Source organism: Pseudomonas sp. S3E17 (assembly GCF_024168685.1).
GTDB lineage: Bacteria > Pseudomonadota > Gammaproteobacteria > Pseudomonadales > Pseudomonadaceae > Aquipseudomonas > Aquipseudomonas marginalis.
The window spans coordinates 4466345-4482516 of record NZ_JALJWE010000001.1 but is presented as its reverse complement, the minus strand read 5'-3'; the positions used below and the strand labels follow the sequence as shown (position 1 = coordinate 4482516).

The window sequence follows — 16172 nt, the reverse complement described above, 5'->3', positions numbered from 1 at the left end:
TGTGCTATGGCACTCGACACGTGGCTGGCCTTTTTCCTGGCCAGTTGGATCATCTCCCTTTCCCCTGGCGCCGGCGCCATCGCTTCGATGTCCAGCGGCCTGCAATACGGCTTCCTGCGCGGTTACTGGAACGCCATTGGCCTGCAACTGGGCCTGGCCATGCAGATTGCCGTGGTAGCGGGCGGCTTGGGTGCCATTCTGGCGGCGTCGTCGACCGCGTTCTATGCGATCAAATGGTTTGGCGTGGCGTACCTGGTGTACCTGGCCGTCAAGCAATGGCGTGCCTTGCCCATGGACATGGCCGATGACGCGGCGATACGCCCGCTCGGCAAGCCGATGGCGATGATGTTCCGTGGTTTCCTGGTCAACGCCAGCAACCCCAAGGCCCTGGTGTTCATGCTGGCGGTGCTGCCGCAGTTCGTGAATCCCCAGGCGCCGTTGCTGGTGCAGTACCTGATCATCGGTGCGACGATGATCAGCGTCGATATGATCGTGATGGCGGGGTATACGGGGTTGGCGTCCAAAGTCCTGCGCCTGTTGCGCACGCCCAAGCAGCAGAAGCGCGTGAACCGGACGTTTGCCGGATTGTTCGTAGGGGCCGCGGGTTTCCTGGCCAGCTTGCATCGCGCAACGGCGTAAACCTCGGTACTTGAACGTGTGGGAGGGGGCAAGCCCCCTCCCACATTGGTTGTGTGTTTCCAAAGAATTACCCTTCAGCGCAGGATCTTCGGCGCTTCATCCCTGGGCAGGTTATTACGCAACGCCGGCTGGCCAGGCTCCTGATATCCACCGCCCAACTGCTCCGCCAACTGCCTGGCGACGTCCTCACCCAGCGCCTTCGACACCTCCTTCACCACCCGCGGCCGGTTCAGGCTTACGCGTACGTCGCGGCTGTTCACCAGCTTGGTGTCCTGGCCTTCGCCCATGGCGGTAAACGCCGAGGTGATTTCGTAGGTGCGCGTATTGATCAGGCTGAAATCCGCCACCAGCGTCAGGCCCAGCACTGCCGAGTAGCTGTTGGTGTGGTCCAGGGCGTTGATGTCCTGGGTGAAGTCGATGTCCGACAGCGTACCGAACAGCACATAGTCCGCGCCCTTGAAGTGACCGGCCTTGATGCGCTTGATCACGTCATAGACGTCACCCTTGGCATCGGCGGTGTAGGGCGTGCCCTGCACCAGCTGGAACTGGCGGGACTTGAGAATCTCGCCCTTGATATCACCGCTGAACTTCCGCAGCTCGGTTTGTTCGATGTAGCTGCTACGGCTCTCGTACTCGCTGTAGTTCGCCGCGCCGCTGGCGTGATAGCTGCTTGCCTGGAAGTTGTTGCTGGCCGAAACCTGGTGGATGTATTCCTCGACCTGCGCCTGGTAGGCCAGGTCGGTCACCGCGATCTTCGGTGCGGCCGAGGCGCCAAAGGCGCACAACAGGCCGATCAAACCAATCCATGCACGCATTGCCTAGCGCTCCGTGGTCTTGCGGATTTCTTTTTCGTCCATCCATTCGGCCAGGCCGCTCTCGACGTCGATCAGCTGCAGGCTGAACTTGTAGAACACGTCCTTGTAGTCCGAGCTGCGCTTGACGATGGAACTGATGGAGCCTTCCAGGCGGTACTTGGCCGCGACCATGTTGCCGGTCTTGCTGACGCTGGACTTCTTGTACAAGCCGCTCTGGTTCTGCAGCTTGAGCTGGTCGACCTGGCTCTGCATGTCGGTGTTGTCACTGGCGAAGCGTGCGGTGCCCGTCTTCATCAACTGGGTCTTGATCGACGTGGTGATCTCACGGGTGTCGATGTACTCGCTGGTCTTGTTCTTCACGTCATACACCTGCACCACCGGGCGGCCTTGCAGGATGCCGGACTGGGCCAGGGAGCGGGTCATGCTTTCGGCGATCATCTGCAGGTCGGTGGAGCCGAACTCGTTGGTCACCAGTTCCACCGCCTTGGTGTCGCCGTAGCTGATGTTTTTACCCCCCAGTACCGGGGAGGTATTCGCGCAGCCGCTGGCCAGGACGGCAACCACGGCGAGGATCGAGAAACGTGCAAGCATGGGGAAATCTCTCAGCAGCAAAAAGAATGAACGGCTCAAGGGGTTTTGACTTCAAGGCGGAAGTCCGCGGCCTGGGGCACATTGGCAATGGCGGGCAGGAAGGTCGCCTGGTTGGCGTACAGGTTCAGCACCTTCCAGGTCTCTTCATCGCCCACCGGGAAACCATCGGCGCCCAGCCAGGCGAAGCGGTAATACATCATCTGGTTACTGCTGGTGATGTTGCTCAGTTGCACCTTGGCGGTGAGGAAGCCGTTCTCGCGGGCTACACGAATGGCGCCGACCGCGATGCCCTTGAACTTGCCCATCACCACGATCTTGCTCGCGGCGCTGCCAGGTTCCAGTGGTGGCGGGGTGGCGCAGCCGGCAAGCAGGACCAGCGCCAGTGCGCCGAGGATAAAGTGACGCATAGGGTGCTCCTTAAGGTTGTTTGAGGGCGATGGCCTGGGTTGTCGAACCGGGCAGCACATGGGCGGCGAGGCCACCGGCGAACACTTGGTTGCCGACCATGCGCAGGGTGATCACCTGGTAGCGCTGGTCGGCCTTGATCGTTACCAGCGTGCCACCGAGGGCGTTGGGCAGGCTGACCTGGTGTTCACCGCGCTTGAGGCGCAGGCGCGTGACTTGGGTCATGTCCGGCAGGGTGCGCCAGGTGCGGGTGTCGGCGCCTTCGGTCACGGCCGAGGCGATACCCAGTACCAGGCCTGCCATGGGGTTGGTCTTGTTCAGGTTGTTCTGCGCCACACCACGGCTTACCGCACGCACGGTGGTGCGCAGAATGATCCCCGGCATGTCGTCACGCAGGGCGCGGCGGGACATGGCTGTGGTGCTGTTGAGCGCCGTGAGGTTCTGTTGCTGGCCGTCGACACCGATCTGGGCGAGGGTCGCCGTGGAGGTATCGGCCTTGATCACCGGGAACGACAGCGGGGTGATCACCAGGTTGCCATTGATCGGGATCGGCAGCGGCAGGCGGATCGAGTCGCGGGCGGGTGCGAGGCCGCTCTGCACCACGATCAGCACGTCGGTTTCATCGCTGCCGACCTTGGATTTGTCCAGGTCGAGCAGCGCTTTTTCCAGCAGTGGCGTGTTAGGGCGCAGCTCGATGGCCTTGCGATAACCGGGGGCGGCCAGGTCTTTTTCGCCCAGGGCTTCGTAGACGAAGCCGGCCAGGTAATGGCTGAACGCACTTTGGTAACTGTTCTTCAGGCCGACCACTTCCGGCGCGTCGAGGGCTTGCACCGGGTAGCCGTGCAGGTCCTTGATCTGGGTAGTCACGCCCTGGCGCTCGGCTTCGTCTTCGCGGTTGAGGTATTCCTTGTCGCGCAGGTCGGCGATCACCGCTTCGCGTTCGTGGGTCTTCTTGATTTCGGTGCGTGCGCCGTCGAAGTCGTTCAAGGCCAGCAGGTTCAGGGCCATCTGCGTGGTCAGCATGACTTTTTCGTAGTCATAGCCTTCGTAGCGACGCACCTTGTCATTGGCCAGGAAGCTGCCGAACTGGGACAGGTATTTTGCGCTGTCGAACTTGACCGACTCTTCCCACTTGTAGACTTGCAGGTCGGCATTGCGCCAGGCGGTCTGGCTGCCGGTCAGGTCGCCCTTGGCCCGCAGCAACTCGCCCTTTTCGAAGAAATACAGCAGGTCTTTGTCTTCGCCGGTGTTGTTCTTTTCCAGCAGGGTCAGGGCGGCGTCGACATTGCCGGTGGCGAGTTGCTGGTTGGTGGCTTGCAGCTCGGCGTCGTAGCTGCGGAACATTGAACAGCCGCTGAGCAAAGTGACTGCCGCGAGCGCGAGCGGAGGTAAGGCGCGAAAAACCATGTCACTTCTTCCCTGAAAGTAGTCAACCAATATGGTTATTCCTCATAAAACCGAGGAATGAAATTCCCTTTCGCACTAACAGGGCCGGCATTATAAGCATCGTTACTGGCAAAACAATGGCTTTTTGCCTCGTTTGAGCTGGCCAAGATGCCACTAACGCATCTCTCAAATGCCCGTTCTCCCAAACGACAAATCACTAACGCCTTGAGTCAAACCCTTTAACGCTTAACAATGTGTTACTTCGTATTTCCACTTGAGATTCATTCATGATTGCGCCCTTCCGTTTTCTCGCCTGGCTGCTGTTGCCGGCATTGATGTCGTGCAGCTTCAACCTGCTGGCCGCGACTGCCGAGGGCGCGCCACAAGCCCTGCATCTGCTGGACTACATTGGTGCCGACTACCCACCGACGGTGGCGGCGGGCAAGGTGGTGGATGATTCGGAATACCGTGAGCAGGTAGAGTTTCTCGGGGTATTGCAGGGGTTGGTGGCGGATTTGCCGCAAAAGCCCGAGCGCGCGGAGCTGGTAAAGGGGGTCGAGGACCTGCTGGCGGCTGTCACCGCTCATGCAGACGGCGCGACCGTCGCTCGCCAGGCGCGCCAGTTGGGCGCCAAGCTGGCAGTCGCGTATGAAGTCAGCCAAGCCCCGGCCATCACGCCCGACCCGACGCGCGGCGCACCGCTCTACGCCCAGCACTGTTCGGTGTGCCACGGCACTGCCGGTGCCGGCGATGGTCCGGCCGGAGTGGGGATGACGCCGCCTCCGGCCAATTTGACGGATGCTGCGCGCCTGGATCGCCTGAGCCTCTACGCGATCTACAACACCCTGGGTCTGGGTGTCGAAGGCACTGACATGCCGTCCTTCGCCGACCAACTGGACGACCGCCAGCGTTGGGACCTGGCCACCTACATTGCCGGCTTCACCGCCGACCCGGCTGCGGCGAAAAGCGAGCAGCCCTTCAACCTCGCCGACCTGGCCCGCCAGACGCCCAATGAAGTACTGGCCGCAAACGGCCCGGCAGCTGCCGCAACCTTCCGCGCCCAGCGTGCGCAACCGCCGCAGGTCAAGCGTGGCCCGGCGCAGTTGCTCGATTACACCGCGACCACCCTGGACAAAAGCCTCGCGGCGTTCCGTAACGGAGACCACGAACAAGCCTATGACTTGTCGGTAGCGGCCTACCTGGAAGGCTTTGAGCTGGTGGAAAGCTCACTGGATAACGTCGATGCCAACGTGCGCAAGGACACCGAGAAGGCCCTGATGGCTTACCGGCAGTCGTTACAGGACGGTCTGCCGATCGAGCAGGTGCAGCAACGCCTGGACGTGGCCAAGGGCAAGCTCACCGAATCCGCAGGCTTGCTGGGCAGCGATGGCCTGAGCTGGTCGTTGAGCTACATCTCGGGCTTGCTGATCCTACTGCGCGAAGGCCTGGAAGCGATCCTGGTGCTGGCGGCGATCCTCGCGTTTCTGCGCAACACCGGCCAGCAATCGGCGGTGCGCAGCGTCAACGTCGGCTGGGGCCTGGCGCTCTTGGCCGGCTTGGCCACCTGGGCGCTGGCGGCGTATGTGATTGATGTCAGCGGCGCCCAGCGCGAATTGCTCGAAGGCTGCACGGCGCTGTTCGCCAGCGTAATGGTGCTGTGGCTTGGCGTATGGATGCACGACCGCCGCCATGCTGCGGCGTGGCAGGACTACATCAAGAGCAGCCTGGTGGGCGGCGGTGGGCGTTTCGGTTTTGCGATATTGGCGTTCTTCTCGGTCTACCGCGAGCTGTTCGAAGTGATCCTGTTCTACGAAACCCTGTGGCTGCAAGCGGGCCCGGCCGGGCACAACGCGGTGCTGGCGGGTGGCGCCACGGCGTTGGTGCTGCTGGTGGGCCTGGCCTGGGTGATCCTGCGCGGTTCGGCGAAACTGCCGCTGGCGCTGTTTTTTGGCATCAATGCGGGGCTGCTGTGCGCGTTGTCGGTGGTGTTCGCCGGGCATGGCGTCAAGGCGTTGCAGGAAGCCGGCATCTTCGGCACGCGGCCGGTGGCGTTCTTTGATTTCGACTGGCTGGGCATCCACGCCGATGCATACTCGTTGAGCGCACAGGCCGTGGCGATCCTGGCCATTGTGGTGCTCTACGGTCGCAGCCGGCTGGCAGAAAAGCAGCGAGTGGCGGCATAACATGCGCGTATGGATCGATGCGGACGCCTGCCCCAGGGCCGCCAAGGACCAGGTGGTGAAGTTCGCCCTCAAGCGCCAGTTCGAAGTTGTATTGGTGGCCGGGCAGAGCCAGATCAAGCCGAGCTTCTCGTGCGTGAAGTTGATCGTGGTGCCCAGCGGCCCGGACGCAGCAGATGACTACCTGGTGGAGCACGCAGTGCCCGGCGAACTGGTGATCTGCAGCGATGTGCCCCTGGCCGACCGCCTGGTGAAGAAGGGCGTCACGGCCCTCGACCCTCGGGGCAAGGAGTTCAGCCCGGCAAACATGAGTGAGCGGTTGGCGGTGCGCAATCTGTTTACCGACCTGCGCGAGCAGGGCCAGATGGGCGGTGGACCACCGCCCCATGGGGAGAAGGACAAGCAGGCGTTTGCCAACTCGCTCGACAGGATACTGACGCGGTTAATGCGCCAGTCCTGATCCGTTGGAGAGGGAGCCCGGCATCCCCGCTAATCGTTCTCGTGGGTAAGCTCCAGCACCCGGTCCACCAGCTTGTTGATGCCTGAAGCCACTTCACTGATGTTCTTGCCGAGCATATAGGCGGGCGTACTGACCAATTTGCGTGCGGTGTCCTCGACAATGTCTTCCACGCTGCATTCCTGGTGGGTGGCGCCCATCTTGTCCAGGGCTGCGGCAGTGTTGGTGTCGTTGCCGATGGTGCAGGTCACGCCCGGGCCGTAGATCTTCGCGGCCAGTGCCGGGGAGATGCAGATCAGCCCCACCGGCTTGCCCGCTTCGGCAAAGGCTTCGGCCAGTTCCAGCACTTGCGGGTTGACGCTGCAACCGGCGCCCTCGACGGCAAAGTTCGACAGGTTCTTCGCCGCACCAAACCCACCGGGTACGATCAGCGCATCGAACTCGTCGGCGTTGGCGTCTCGAATATCCTTGACCTTGCCACGGGCAATGCGGGCCGACTCCACCAGCACGTTGCGCGACTCGGGCATTTCTTCGCCCGTCAGGTGGTTGATCACGTGCAACTGGGCAATATCGGGTGCAAAACATTGGACCTGAGCGCCGCGCTGATCCAGGCGCAGCAGGGTGATCACGCTTTCGTGGATCTCTGCGCCGTCGTACACGCCGCAGCCGGAAAGGATCACTGCAATCTTTTTGCTCATGGGCATTTCTCCTGGAGTCTTGGCGTTAAATGTCTACTAATTTGTCACCTGTTGCCAATGGGATCTCGCGCCGCTGCACCTAATCTTGATGTAACAAAAATAGACCGGACCAGACCATGGACTTCGTGCCTTACGCGGTACCGTTTTTCATTGCCTTGATTGTGGTGGAGCTGCTCGCCGACCGCTGGCGTGGCCAGCGCAACTACCGGGTGGCGGACGCCATCAACAGCCTCAGCACCGGCGTGCTGTCCACCACCACCGGGCTGTTGACCAAGGGGGTGGGGCTGCTGACCTACGCGTTCGCCCTCAAGCACCTGGCGTTGATCGAGCTGCCTGCCCAGAGTGTCTGGACCTGGGTGTTCGCGTTTGTGTTCTACGACTTCTGTTATTACTGGCTGCACCGGATGGGGCACGAGCGCAACATCCTGTGGGCTGCGCACTCGGTGCATCACCAGAGCGAGGACTACAACCTCAGCACCGCCCTGCGCCAGACCAGCACCGGCTTCCTGCTGAGCTGGATCTTCTACCTGCCCCTGGCCGTGCTTGGCGTGCCGCTGGTGGTGTTTATCAGCGTGGCGTCCCTCAACCTGCTGTATCAATTCTGGGTGCATACCCGGCACGTGCCCAAGCTTGGCTGGTTCGAATGGTTTTTCGTCACGCCCTCCAATCATCGGGCCCACCATGCACAGAATGCTCTCTACATGGATCGCAACTACGGCGGTGTGTTCATTCTTTGGGACCGGCTGTTCGGCACCTTCCAGGAAGAAGACGACAACGAACCGGTGATTTTCGGCGTGACCACACCCTTGGCCAGCTGGAACCCGCTGTGGGCCAACCTGCAGTTTTATGCACAGCTCTGGAGTGATGCACGGCGTACCGAGAGTCGGTGGGACAAGCTGCGCATCTGGTTTATGCGCACCGGTTGGCGCCCGGCGGACGTGAAGGCCAAGTATCCATCGGCCAAGCCCGACTTGAGCCAGTTCCGCAAATTCGAGGTGCCGCTGGACACGCGCCAACAGGTCTATATCGCCCTGCAGTTCGCGGCGTATGTGGGGTTTGGCAGCTACTTGATGAATTTCGGCGAGGGGCTGCCCAGTGCAGCGCTGATCGTCGGCTGGAGTGCGATGGCGCTTGGGTTGTTTACCCTCGGCGTGGCCCTGGAGAATCGCTCATGGGCCTTAAAGGCCGAGCTGATACGGCTGGCGCTGAATGTGCCGTTGGTGTGGCTGGCGCCGGTGGTCGGGCTGTGGCCGGCCAGCAACCTGGGCTGGCTGGGCCTGGTGAGCTACAGCCTGCTCAGCGTGATTGGCCTCTACTGTTGCAGGGGCCGGCTTACTCGACTGGTGTCTTAGGCGCTTCTACCGGGACGGGCTCGGCGGCGGCGAGCCGTGCCTTGGCATCGGCACAGGCCTGGCGGGCGATGCGTGCGTTCTTTAAGCGGCGGCGCAGCCACAGGCCAAAGCCCAGCAACAGCAAGGCGCCCAGTACCCACAACTCGTATTTCTTGACGCTGCCAAGCATGCCTTCCAGCACCGCGCCAAAGTGATAAGCCGCAGCCCCCAACGCGGCAGCCCAGATCGCGGCGCCGATACCGTTGAGGATCAGATAGCGCATCGGTGGGTAACCGGAAAGACCAATGGCCACCGGCATCACCGTGCGCAATCCATAGACAAAGCGGAAGCTCAGCACCCAGATATCCGGGTGCCTGCGGATATGTTCCAGGGCCTTGTCGCCCATCAATTGCCAGCGCGGCTTGCGCGCCAACAGTTTGCGGCCGTGCTTGCGCCCCATGTAATACCAAAGCTGGTCGCCGGCGTAGCTGCCGAAGAAGGCAACGACCACCACCAGGTTGATATCCATGTACCCACGGAACGCCAGGAAGCCTGCGAGAACCAGGATGGTTTCGCCTTCGAAGAACGTGCCTAGGAAGAGGGCAAAGTAGCCGAAGTCATGCAGAAATTGTTGAAGCATGGTCTGGGTGCTGGCGAAATGAACGCGCAGCCTACGCCTTCGTGAACATTCATGAAAGTATCGAGATGTGTCACGAAGTGAACAATTCCTACATTGGGCGACGAATGCGACTACAGGTCGCATCGTTAAGCACAACTGTCATACCTTCGTCATAATGCCCGCTTATAACTGCAACGCTCGCCCGTGAACCCGGGCTCAGGAGTCTGTCGTGAGCTTTACCCCTGCCAATCGCCTGTTCCCTGCTACCCGCCTGCGCCGTAATCGTCGTGATGATTTTTCTCGCCGCCTGGTTCGTGAAAACGTACTGACCACGGATGATCTGATCCTGCCGGTGTTTGTGCTCGACGGCGAAAATCGCCGGGAAGCGGTGGCGTCGATGCCGGGTGTAGAGCGTCTGACCATTGATCTGCTGCTTGAAGAGGCGACGGGTTGGGTCGAACTGGGGATTCCGGCGTTGGCGTTGTTTCCGGTCACGCCATCTGAACTCAAGTCCCTTGATGCTGCCGAAGCCTGGAACCCGGACGGTATTGCCCAGCGCGCCACCCGCGCCCTGCGCGAGCGTTTCCCGGAGCTGGGGGTGATCACCGACGTGGCGTTGGACCCGTTCACTACCCACGGGCAGGATGGCATTCTTGACGAAGACGGCTATGTTCAGAACGACATTACCGTCGATGCGCTGGTCAAGCAGGCCTTGTCCCATGCGGCAGCAGGCGCCCAGGTGGTTGCGCCGTCGGACATGATGGACGGCCGCATCCAGGCGATTCGCGAAGCCCTGGAACTGGCCGGCCACGTCAATGTGCGGATCATGGCCTACTCGGCCAAGTACGCCAGCGCCTACTACGGCCCGTTTCGCGATGCGGTGGGCTCGGCGCTGAACCTGGGCAAGGCCAACAAGGCTTCGTACCAGATGGACCCGGCTAACAGCCATGAAGCCTTGCACGAAGTGGCGGCCGATTTGGCCGAAGGCGCCGACATGGTGATGGTCAAGCCGGGGATGCCGTACCTGGACATCCTTTACCGGGTCAAAGAGGAATTCAAAGTGCCGACCTTTGTGTATCAGGTCAGTGGCGAATACGCCATGCACATGGCTGCAATCCAAAATGGCTGGTTGAGTGAAGGGGTAATCCTAGAATCCTTGACGGCCTTTAAACGTGCCGGGGCTGATGGCATCCTGACCTATTTCGCCGCCCGCGCCGCCCAATTGCTTAGAGAGCAACAATAGCCCTCACAGGAACATTCGATGAATACCGAAGGACTCTCCGAAGTTGCCGTAAAAGACGCTCACCCGGTGGTGGAACAAGTCACCGAGACCCCGCCGGAGCACGAGCCGGCCGCGCCTGTGGTGGTCGCCGAAGCGCCAGCCCCGGCCCCGGTGGCCGCCGTGGTGACCAACCTGGATGACAGCAGCCTGTACATCCACCGCGAGCTGTCACAACTGCAATTCAACATCCGCGTGCTTGAACAGGCACTGGATGAGTCCTACCCGTTGCTGGAACGCCTGAAATTCCTGCTGATTTTCTCCAGCAACCTGGATGAGTTCTTCGAGATCCGCGTCGCCGGCCTCAAGAAACAGATCACCTTCGCCCGTGAACAAGCTGGCGCGGACGGCCTGCAGCCGCACCAGGCGCTGGCGCGCATCAGCGAGCTGGTGCACGGTCATGTGGATCGCCAGTACGCGATCCTCAATGACATCCTGCTGCCGGAACTGGAAAAGCATCAGGTTCGCTTCATCCGTCGCCGCCACTGGACCACCAAGATCAAGACCTGGGTGCGTCGCTACTTCCGCGACGAAATCGCGCCGATCATCACGCCGATCGGCCTGGACCCTACACACCCGTTCCCGCTGCTGGTGAACAAGAGCCTGAACTTCATCGTCGAGCTGGAAGGGATCGACGCCTTCGGTCGCGATTCGGGCCTGGCGATCATCCCGGCGCCGCGCTTGCTGCCACGGATCATCAAGGTACCCGAAGAGGTGGGGGGCGCTGGCGACAACTATGTATTCCTGTCGTCGATGATCCACGCCCACGCCGATGACCTGTTCCAAGGCATGAAGGTCAAGGGCTGCTACCAGTTCCGCCTGACCCGTAACGCCGACCTGGCGCTGGATTCCGAAGACGTCGAAGACTTGGCCCGCGCCCTGCGCGGCGAGCTGTTCTCGCGGCGCTACGGGGATGCGGTGCGCCTGGAAGTGGCCGACACCTGCCCGAAACATCTGTCGGACTACCTGCTCAAGCAGTTCAACCTGGGCGAGACCGAGCTGTACCAGGTCAATGGCCCGGTGAACCTCACGCGCCTGTTCAGCATCACCGGCCTGGACAGCCATCCGGAGCTGCAATACACCCCGTTCACCCCGCAGATCCCGAAACTGCTGCAAAACAGCGAGAACATCTTCAGCGTCGTGAGCAAGCAGGACATCCTGCTGCTGCACCCGTTCGAGTCCTTCACCCCGGTGGTCGACCTGCTGCGCCAGGCCGCCAAGGACCCGCACGTATTGGCCGTGCGCCAGACCCTGTACCGTTCCGGTGCCAACTCGGAAATCGTCGACGCGCTGGTAGACGCCGCGCGCAACGGCAAGGAAGTCACTGCGGTGATCGAGTTGCGCGCACGCTTTGACGAAGAGTCGAACCTGCAACTGGCCAGCCGCCTGCAAGCGGCCGGCGCGGTAGTGATCTACGGCGTGGTGGGCTTCAAGACCCACGCCAAGATGATGCTGATCCTGCGCCGCGAAGCCGGTGAGATCGTGCGTTACGCTCACCTGGGTACCGGCAACTACCACGCCGGCAACGCCAAGCTCTATACCGATTACAGCCTGCTGACTTCCGACGACGCCTTGTGTGAAGACGTCGGCAAGTTGTTCAGCCAGTTGATCGGCATGGGCAAGACGTTGCGCATGAAGAAGCTGCTGCACGCGCCGTTCACCCTCAAGAAGGGCATGCTCGACATGATTGCCCGCGAGACCCAGTTCGCCCTCGAGGGCAAACCGGCGCACATCATCGCCAAGTTCAACTCGCTGACCGACCCGAAGATCATCCGCGCGCTGTACAAGGCCAGCCAGTCCGGCGTGCGTATCGACCTGGTGGTGCGCGGCATGTGCTGCCTGCGTCCGGGCATTGTCGGCGTGTCGCATAACATCCATGTGCGCTCGATCATCGGCCGCTTCCTGGAACACACGCGGGTGTTCTACTTCCTCAACGGCGGCGAGGAGCAGATGTTCCTCTCCAGTGCCGACTGGATGGAGCGCAACCTCGACAAGCGTGTGGAGACCTGCTTCCCGGTCGAGGGCAAGAAGCTGATCATGCGGGTCAAGAAGGAGCTGGAAAGCTACCTCACCGATAACACCCACAGCTGGAGCCTGCAGTCGGATGGCCGTTATGTGCGTAACACGCCGACCGGCAACCAGAACCCGCGCAGCGCCCAGGCGACCTTGCTGGAAAAGTTGGGTAGCCCGATTCTGTCGGTGAACTAACAGACAACACGCTCTGAAAATGTGGGAGGGGGCTTGCTCCCGATTGCGGTGGTTCAGTCAAAGTATTCGCGACTGACACACCGTAATCGGGGGCAAGCCCCCTCCCACATTTGTTTTCGCAGTGTTCATGAGATCGGGTTAGCGCAGGTTCAGGCTGAACCCCACCCGCGTCAGCCACTCCGCTTCCTGGGCGAAGTCCGCCTGGGTCAGCTGGTTCTCATCCAGCCAGCCTTTGGGGAATACGACATCCAGGCTGTCGCCATTGGCGCGCAGGGTCACCTGGGGCATCTGTTGGGTGCCACGAATGTGGTGGAACAGGATCGCGAAGCGCAGCAGCACGCACAGGCGGATCAGCTTGATGCCTTCATCGCCGAACTCGGCAAACTTGTCCTTGGGAATATTGCGACGATGGCCGCGCACCAGCAGTGCGAGCATCTGCTGGTCTTCCCTGGAGAAACCCGCCAGGTCGGAGTGCTCGATCAGGTAGGCGCCGTGCTTGTGGTAGTGGTAATGGGCGATATCCAGGCCCACTTCATGCACCTTGGCCGCCCAGCCGAGCAGTTCGCGCCATACGCCGTCTTCCAGGTCCCAGTCTTCGGCGACCTGGTCGAACGCATGCAGGGCTTTACGCTCCACGCGGGCTGCCTGCTCCTGATCGACGTGATAGCGCTCCATCAGCGAGGTGAGCGTGCGCTCTCGTACGTCTTCATGATGATGGCGGCCCAGCAGGTCATACAGCACGCCTTCGCGCAGGGCGCCGTCACAGTGGTCCATGCGTTGCAGTTCGAGGGCGTCGAAGATCGCCTCGAGAATCGCCAGGCCGGCCGGGAAGATGGTGCGACGGTCGGGCTTGATGCCGTCGAAGTCGATCTTCTCGGCATCCCCCAGCTTGAACAGCTTGCGCTTGAGCCAGGCCAAACCTTCGGCGTTGACTTCACCGGTGCCATGGCCGCCGGCCTTGAGCGCCAGGCCGATGGCACGGATGGTGCCGGACGAGCCGATGGCTTCATCCCAGGTCAGGCGGTGCAGGGCGTGCTCGATGCTCATGATCTCCAGTCGCGCTGCCGTGTAGGCCTGGGCGTAGCGCGCCGGGGTGATCTTGCCGTCCTTGAAATAGCGTTGGGTATAACTGACACAGCCCATCTGCAGGCTTTCGCGCAGCAGCGGTTCGAAGCGCTGGCCGATGATGAACTCGGTACTGCCACCGCCGATGTCCGCCACCAGGCGCTTGCCAGGGGTATCGGCCAGGGTATGCGACACGCCGAGGTAGATAAGGCGTGCTTCTTCACGGCCGGAAATGACTTCCACCGGGTGACCGAGGATCTCCTCGGCGCGACGGATGAATTCGCCCCGGTTACGGGCTTCGCGCAGGGCGTTGGTGCCGACGATTCGCACGGCGCCGAGGGGCATGCCGTTGATCAGCTGTGCAAAACGCTTGAGGCAGTCGAGGCCGCGTTGCATGGATTCTTCATTGAGCTGGCGCTCGTCGTCGATCCCGGCAGCCAGCTGCACTTTTTCGCCGAGCCGCTCAAGGATGCGGATTTCGCCGTTCTGGGCCTTGGCCACGACCATGTGAAAGCTGTTGGAGCCCAGGTCGATGGCGGCGATCAGGGACAGATTCTTGGCTTGGGATTGCGGCATGGTTAGGGGGTCTCGGTCGATAACCTTACCATCGTGCCACGATCGACCGCTGACGCCAACGCGTAGTGCTCCGTGAATTTCTCTGCGCTCGTCTGTAGGGGATTTTTATGGAAAGTGTAGGGTGTCTTTCCATGGTTCTGTTGGCGCATACGCGTAGTTCTGTAGGGGAATTTAACTTCGGATTTTTATAAGGCGATATTTGATTTCGCCTACAACTTTTGAGACGGAGCGCTATTGGTTTTTATGTTCAGGACTACTGCCGTGGTGGGTTGTGCCGACAATTTGTTTTTATCGCTCCCACACTAAACACGGTATTGCCTTATTCTTTATTCGGGCCTTGAGGCGACAGACTGTCATTCGGCAATCGTGCCGTGGTGTTATTTATTTGTGGCTTGTGTCTTCAAGGCAAAAATAAGTACGCCTGACAACTTTAAGTGACAGGTCGACTATGAAAAAAATTGTTGGATTGACTCTCGGTATTGCTTGGCTGGCCGCCGCCCTCAACGTCCATGCATCCACCAGTGCCGAGCTGATCGTCAGGGGGACGATCAAACCAGCCGCCTGCAACCTCAGCATGACCGGTGGTGGCATCATCAACTACGGCGACATTCCTTCTGGCCAACTGCTGCCAACCGCGTTCAACCCACTGGCGGAAAGAACCGCCCCGTTGACCGTCACTTGCGGCACCACGCCTGCCACGTTCGGACTGAAATTCGTCGACCTGCAGGCGGCCAGCAAGGTCCCGGGCATCCTCAATGTGCTCGGCGCAGGCTATACCGAGGTGCACAACTATGGCCTGGGTACTGCGAACGGCCGGCGAACCGGCGGCTTTGCGGTCACCCTCAGGGACCTCAGGTCGTCGAGTACGGTACTGTCTCCCATCATGCGTATCGGTAGCGGTGCCTGGCAGAACAGCGACGGCAAGGTCGCCCAATCGCCCACTCAGTATTCATGGCGCAGCGGCACAACTATCACCCCGGCCTCAATCGCTCAATTGACCGGAACCATCGCGGTGCGGGCGGTGATCAACAGGGGGCAGGATCTGGACCTGAGTCGTGACATTACCCTGGATGGGCGCGCGACACTTGAGTTGAGTTACATCTAAGCGCTCGAACTACAGCCGATAAAGAAGCTGTGTGCTTCTTGTCGGCTGTTTTTATGTGGATGTCTGGATAAAAACAACTTAAAGGTCGTGGGGAACACTGAGTGCTTAGTCTTTCATTAATAAATAATGCACGGTTGTTTTGTGTGGGCGCGTGTCTGTGTTTTACCGGTATTGCATTCGCCGACGGTATGTTGCCCGAAACTACGGTAGTTGTGCTTTATGAAGCCCAGGGCGAAGCCACGCTGAACATCAAGAATACCGACGCGGCGCCAGCGCTGCTTCACTCGGTCGTAGAGAATGTGCCCGAGGATGTGGAGTCGCTGTTAATTGTGACGCCACCCATTACCCGCGTGGAGGCGGGGGAAACCCAATTGGTGCGTTTCATCAGCACCTTGAAGGAGCCACTGAAGACCCAGCGGTTGAAACGCGTGTCTTTCGAAGGCATCCCCCAGGCGCGCGCCGCAGGCGGTGCGACTATCGGCATCACGCTGCGACAGAATTTGCCGTTGATTCTTCACCCGAAAGATCTGCCGGTTCATCACACGCCCTGGGAGCTGCTGAAGTGGACGCGCGCAGGGGCGGGGCTGACGGTTCACAACGACAGTGCCTATGTAGTGCGCCTGATTCCGGAGGTGCGGCTGTTGCCACAAGGCGCCCTGGCAACCTTGCCGCGCACTTACGTGTTGCCGGGGGAAACGCTGACGCTGAAGGTGGATGGCGTGATGGAAGGGGTAACAGGCGTCGAGATCCAGCCGGCTACGCTCTACGGCTTTTCGGCGGACAGCTTCCGGGCCCCGATCAATGCCGACAGGGGGTGA

The 16172-nt window shown here is 60.9% G+C and carries 15 protein-coding genes; 8 read left to right on the top strand and 7 right to left on the bottom strand.

Going from position 1 to position 16172, the window contains the following annotated elements; all coding sequences use genetic code 11:
* The first annotated feature begins 6 nt into the window (after window positions 1–6).
* Window positions 7–639 carry a LysE family transporter gene (locus J3D60_RS20265; protein ID WP_027608340.1) on the top strand — a complete coding sequence of 211 codons (633 nt, stop codon included), beginning with the start codon at window positions 7–9 and terminating at the stop codon, window positions 637–639.
* Between the two features lie 74 nt (window positions 640–713).
* On the opposite strand, the gene J3D60_RS20260 is transcribed toward J3D60_RS20265, so the two are convergent.
* The 4 genes from J3D60_RS20260 to J3D60_RS20245 are packed head-to-tail and all read right to left on the bottom strand — an operon-like array spanning window position 714 to window position 3857.
* Window positions 714–1454 carry a penicillin-binding protein activator LpoB gene (locus J3D60_RS20260; RefSeq protein ID WP_253492587.1) on the bottom strand — a complete coding sequence of 247 codons (741 nt, stop codon included), beginning with the start codon at window positions 1452–1454 and terminating at the stop codon, window positions 714–716.
* A 3-nt stretch (window positions 1455–1457) separates the two neighbouring features.
* Window positions 1458–2045, bottom strand: coding sequence for a penicillin-binding protein activator LpoB (gene lpoB / locus J3D60_RS20255; protein ID WP_027608342.1), 588 nt, complete (start codon window positions 2043–2045; stop codon window positions 1458–1460).
* A 35-nt stretch (window positions 2046–2080) separates the two neighbouring features.
* On the bottom strand, window positions 2081–2452 hold the full coding sequence (locus tag J3D60_RS20250; RefSeq protein ID WP_253492585.1) for a YcfL family protein: 372 nt from the start codon (window positions 2450–2452) through the stop codon (window positions 2081–2083).
* Between the two features lie 10 nt (window positions 2453–2462).
* Window positions 2463–3857 carry a COG3014 family protein gene (locus J3D60_RS20245; RefSeq protein ID WP_253492583.1) on the bottom strand — a complete coding sequence of 465 codons (1395 nt, stop codon included), beginning with the start codon at window positions 3855–3857 and terminating at the stop codon, window positions 2463–2465.
* Window positions 3858–4123: 266 nt separating this feature from the next.
* Here J3D60_RS20245 and J3D60_RS20240 point away from each other — a divergent pair, with 266 nt between their 5' ends.
* Window positions 4124–6019, top strand: coding sequence for an FTR1 family protein (locus J3D60_RS20240; protein ID WP_253492581.1), 1896 nt, complete (start codon window positions 4124–4126; stop codon window positions 6017–6019).
* A gap of 1 nt (window position 6020) precedes the next feature.
* On the top strand, window positions 6021–6476 hold the full coding sequence (locus J3D60_RS20235) for a YaiI/YqxD family protein (RefSeq protein WP_065938024.1): 456 nt from the start codon (window positions 6021–6023) through the stop codon (window positions 6474–6476).
* Between the two features lie 29 nt (window positions 6477–6505).
* On the opposite strand, the gene elbB is transcribed toward J3D60_RS20235, so the two are convergent.
* The gene (elbB, locus tag J3D60_RS20230) at window positions 6506–7171 is read right to left on the bottom strand and encodes an isoprenoid biosynthesis glyoxalase ElbB (protein ID WP_253492580.1); all 666 of its coding nucleotides are present in this window, start codon (window positions 7169–7171) and stop codon (window positions 6506–6508) included.
* Between the two features lie 116 nt (window positions 7172–7287).
* Here elbB and J3D60_RS20225 point away from each other — a divergent pair, with 116 nt between their 5' ends.
* Complete coding sequence (locus tag J3D60_RS20225) at window positions 7288–8523, top strand: sterol desaturase family protein (RefSeq protein WP_253492578.1); 1236 nt, start codon at window positions 7288–7290, stop codon at window positions 8521–8523.
* Here the strand turns inward: J3D60_RS20225 and J3D60_RS20220 are convergent.
* Complete coding sequence (locus J3D60_RS20220) at window positions 8504–9142, bottom strand: DedA family protein (protein WP_253492577.1); 639 nt, start codon at window positions 9140–9142, stop codon at window positions 8504–8506. The genes J3D60_RS20225 and J3D60_RS20220 overlap by 20 nt on opposite strands.
* Window positions 9143–9350: 208 nt before the next feature.
* On the opposite strand from J3D60_RS20220, the gene hemB reads away from it, so the two are divergent.
* Together hemB and ppk1 are read left to right on the top strand one after the other, a co-directional pair.
* Window positions 9351–10364: a porphobilinogen synthase gene (gene hemB, locus J3D60_RS20215; protein WP_253492574.1), complete on the top strand. Its 1014-nt coding sequence runs from the start codon at window positions 9351–9353 to the stop codon at window positions 10362–10364.
* Between the two features lie 18 nt (window positions 10365–10382).
* A complete protein-coding gene (gene ppk1 / locus J3D60_RS20210; RefSeq protein WP_027608351.1) occupies window positions 10383–12608 on the top strand; it encodes a polyphosphate kinase 1 in 2226 nt (741 codons plus the stop codon).
* Between the two features lie 138 nt (window positions 12609–12746).
* Here the strand turns inward: ppk1 and ppx are convergent, their stop codons facing one another.
* Entirely contained in the window at window positions 12747–14249 is a 1503-nt protein-coding gene (gene ppx / locus J3D60_RS20205; protein WP_027608352.1) for an exopolyphosphatase, read from the bottom strand.
* Window positions 14250–14697: 448 nt separating this feature from the next.
* Here ppx and J3D60_RS20200 point away from each other — a divergent pair, with 448 nt between their 5' ends.
* Together J3D60_RS20200 and J3D60_RS20195 are read left to right on the top strand one after the other, a co-directional pair.
* Window positions 14698–15354, top strand: coding sequence for a DUF1120 domain-containing protein (locus J3D60_RS20200; protein WP_065938028.1), 657 nt, complete (start codon window positions 14698–14700; stop codon window positions 15352–15354).
* 101 nt (window positions 15355–15455) lie between these two features.
* On the top strand, window positions 15456–16172 hold the full coding sequence (locus J3D60_RS20195; protein ID WP_083236320.1) for a fimbria/pilus chaperone family protein: 717 nt from the start codon (window positions 15456–15458) through the stop codon (window positions 16170–16172).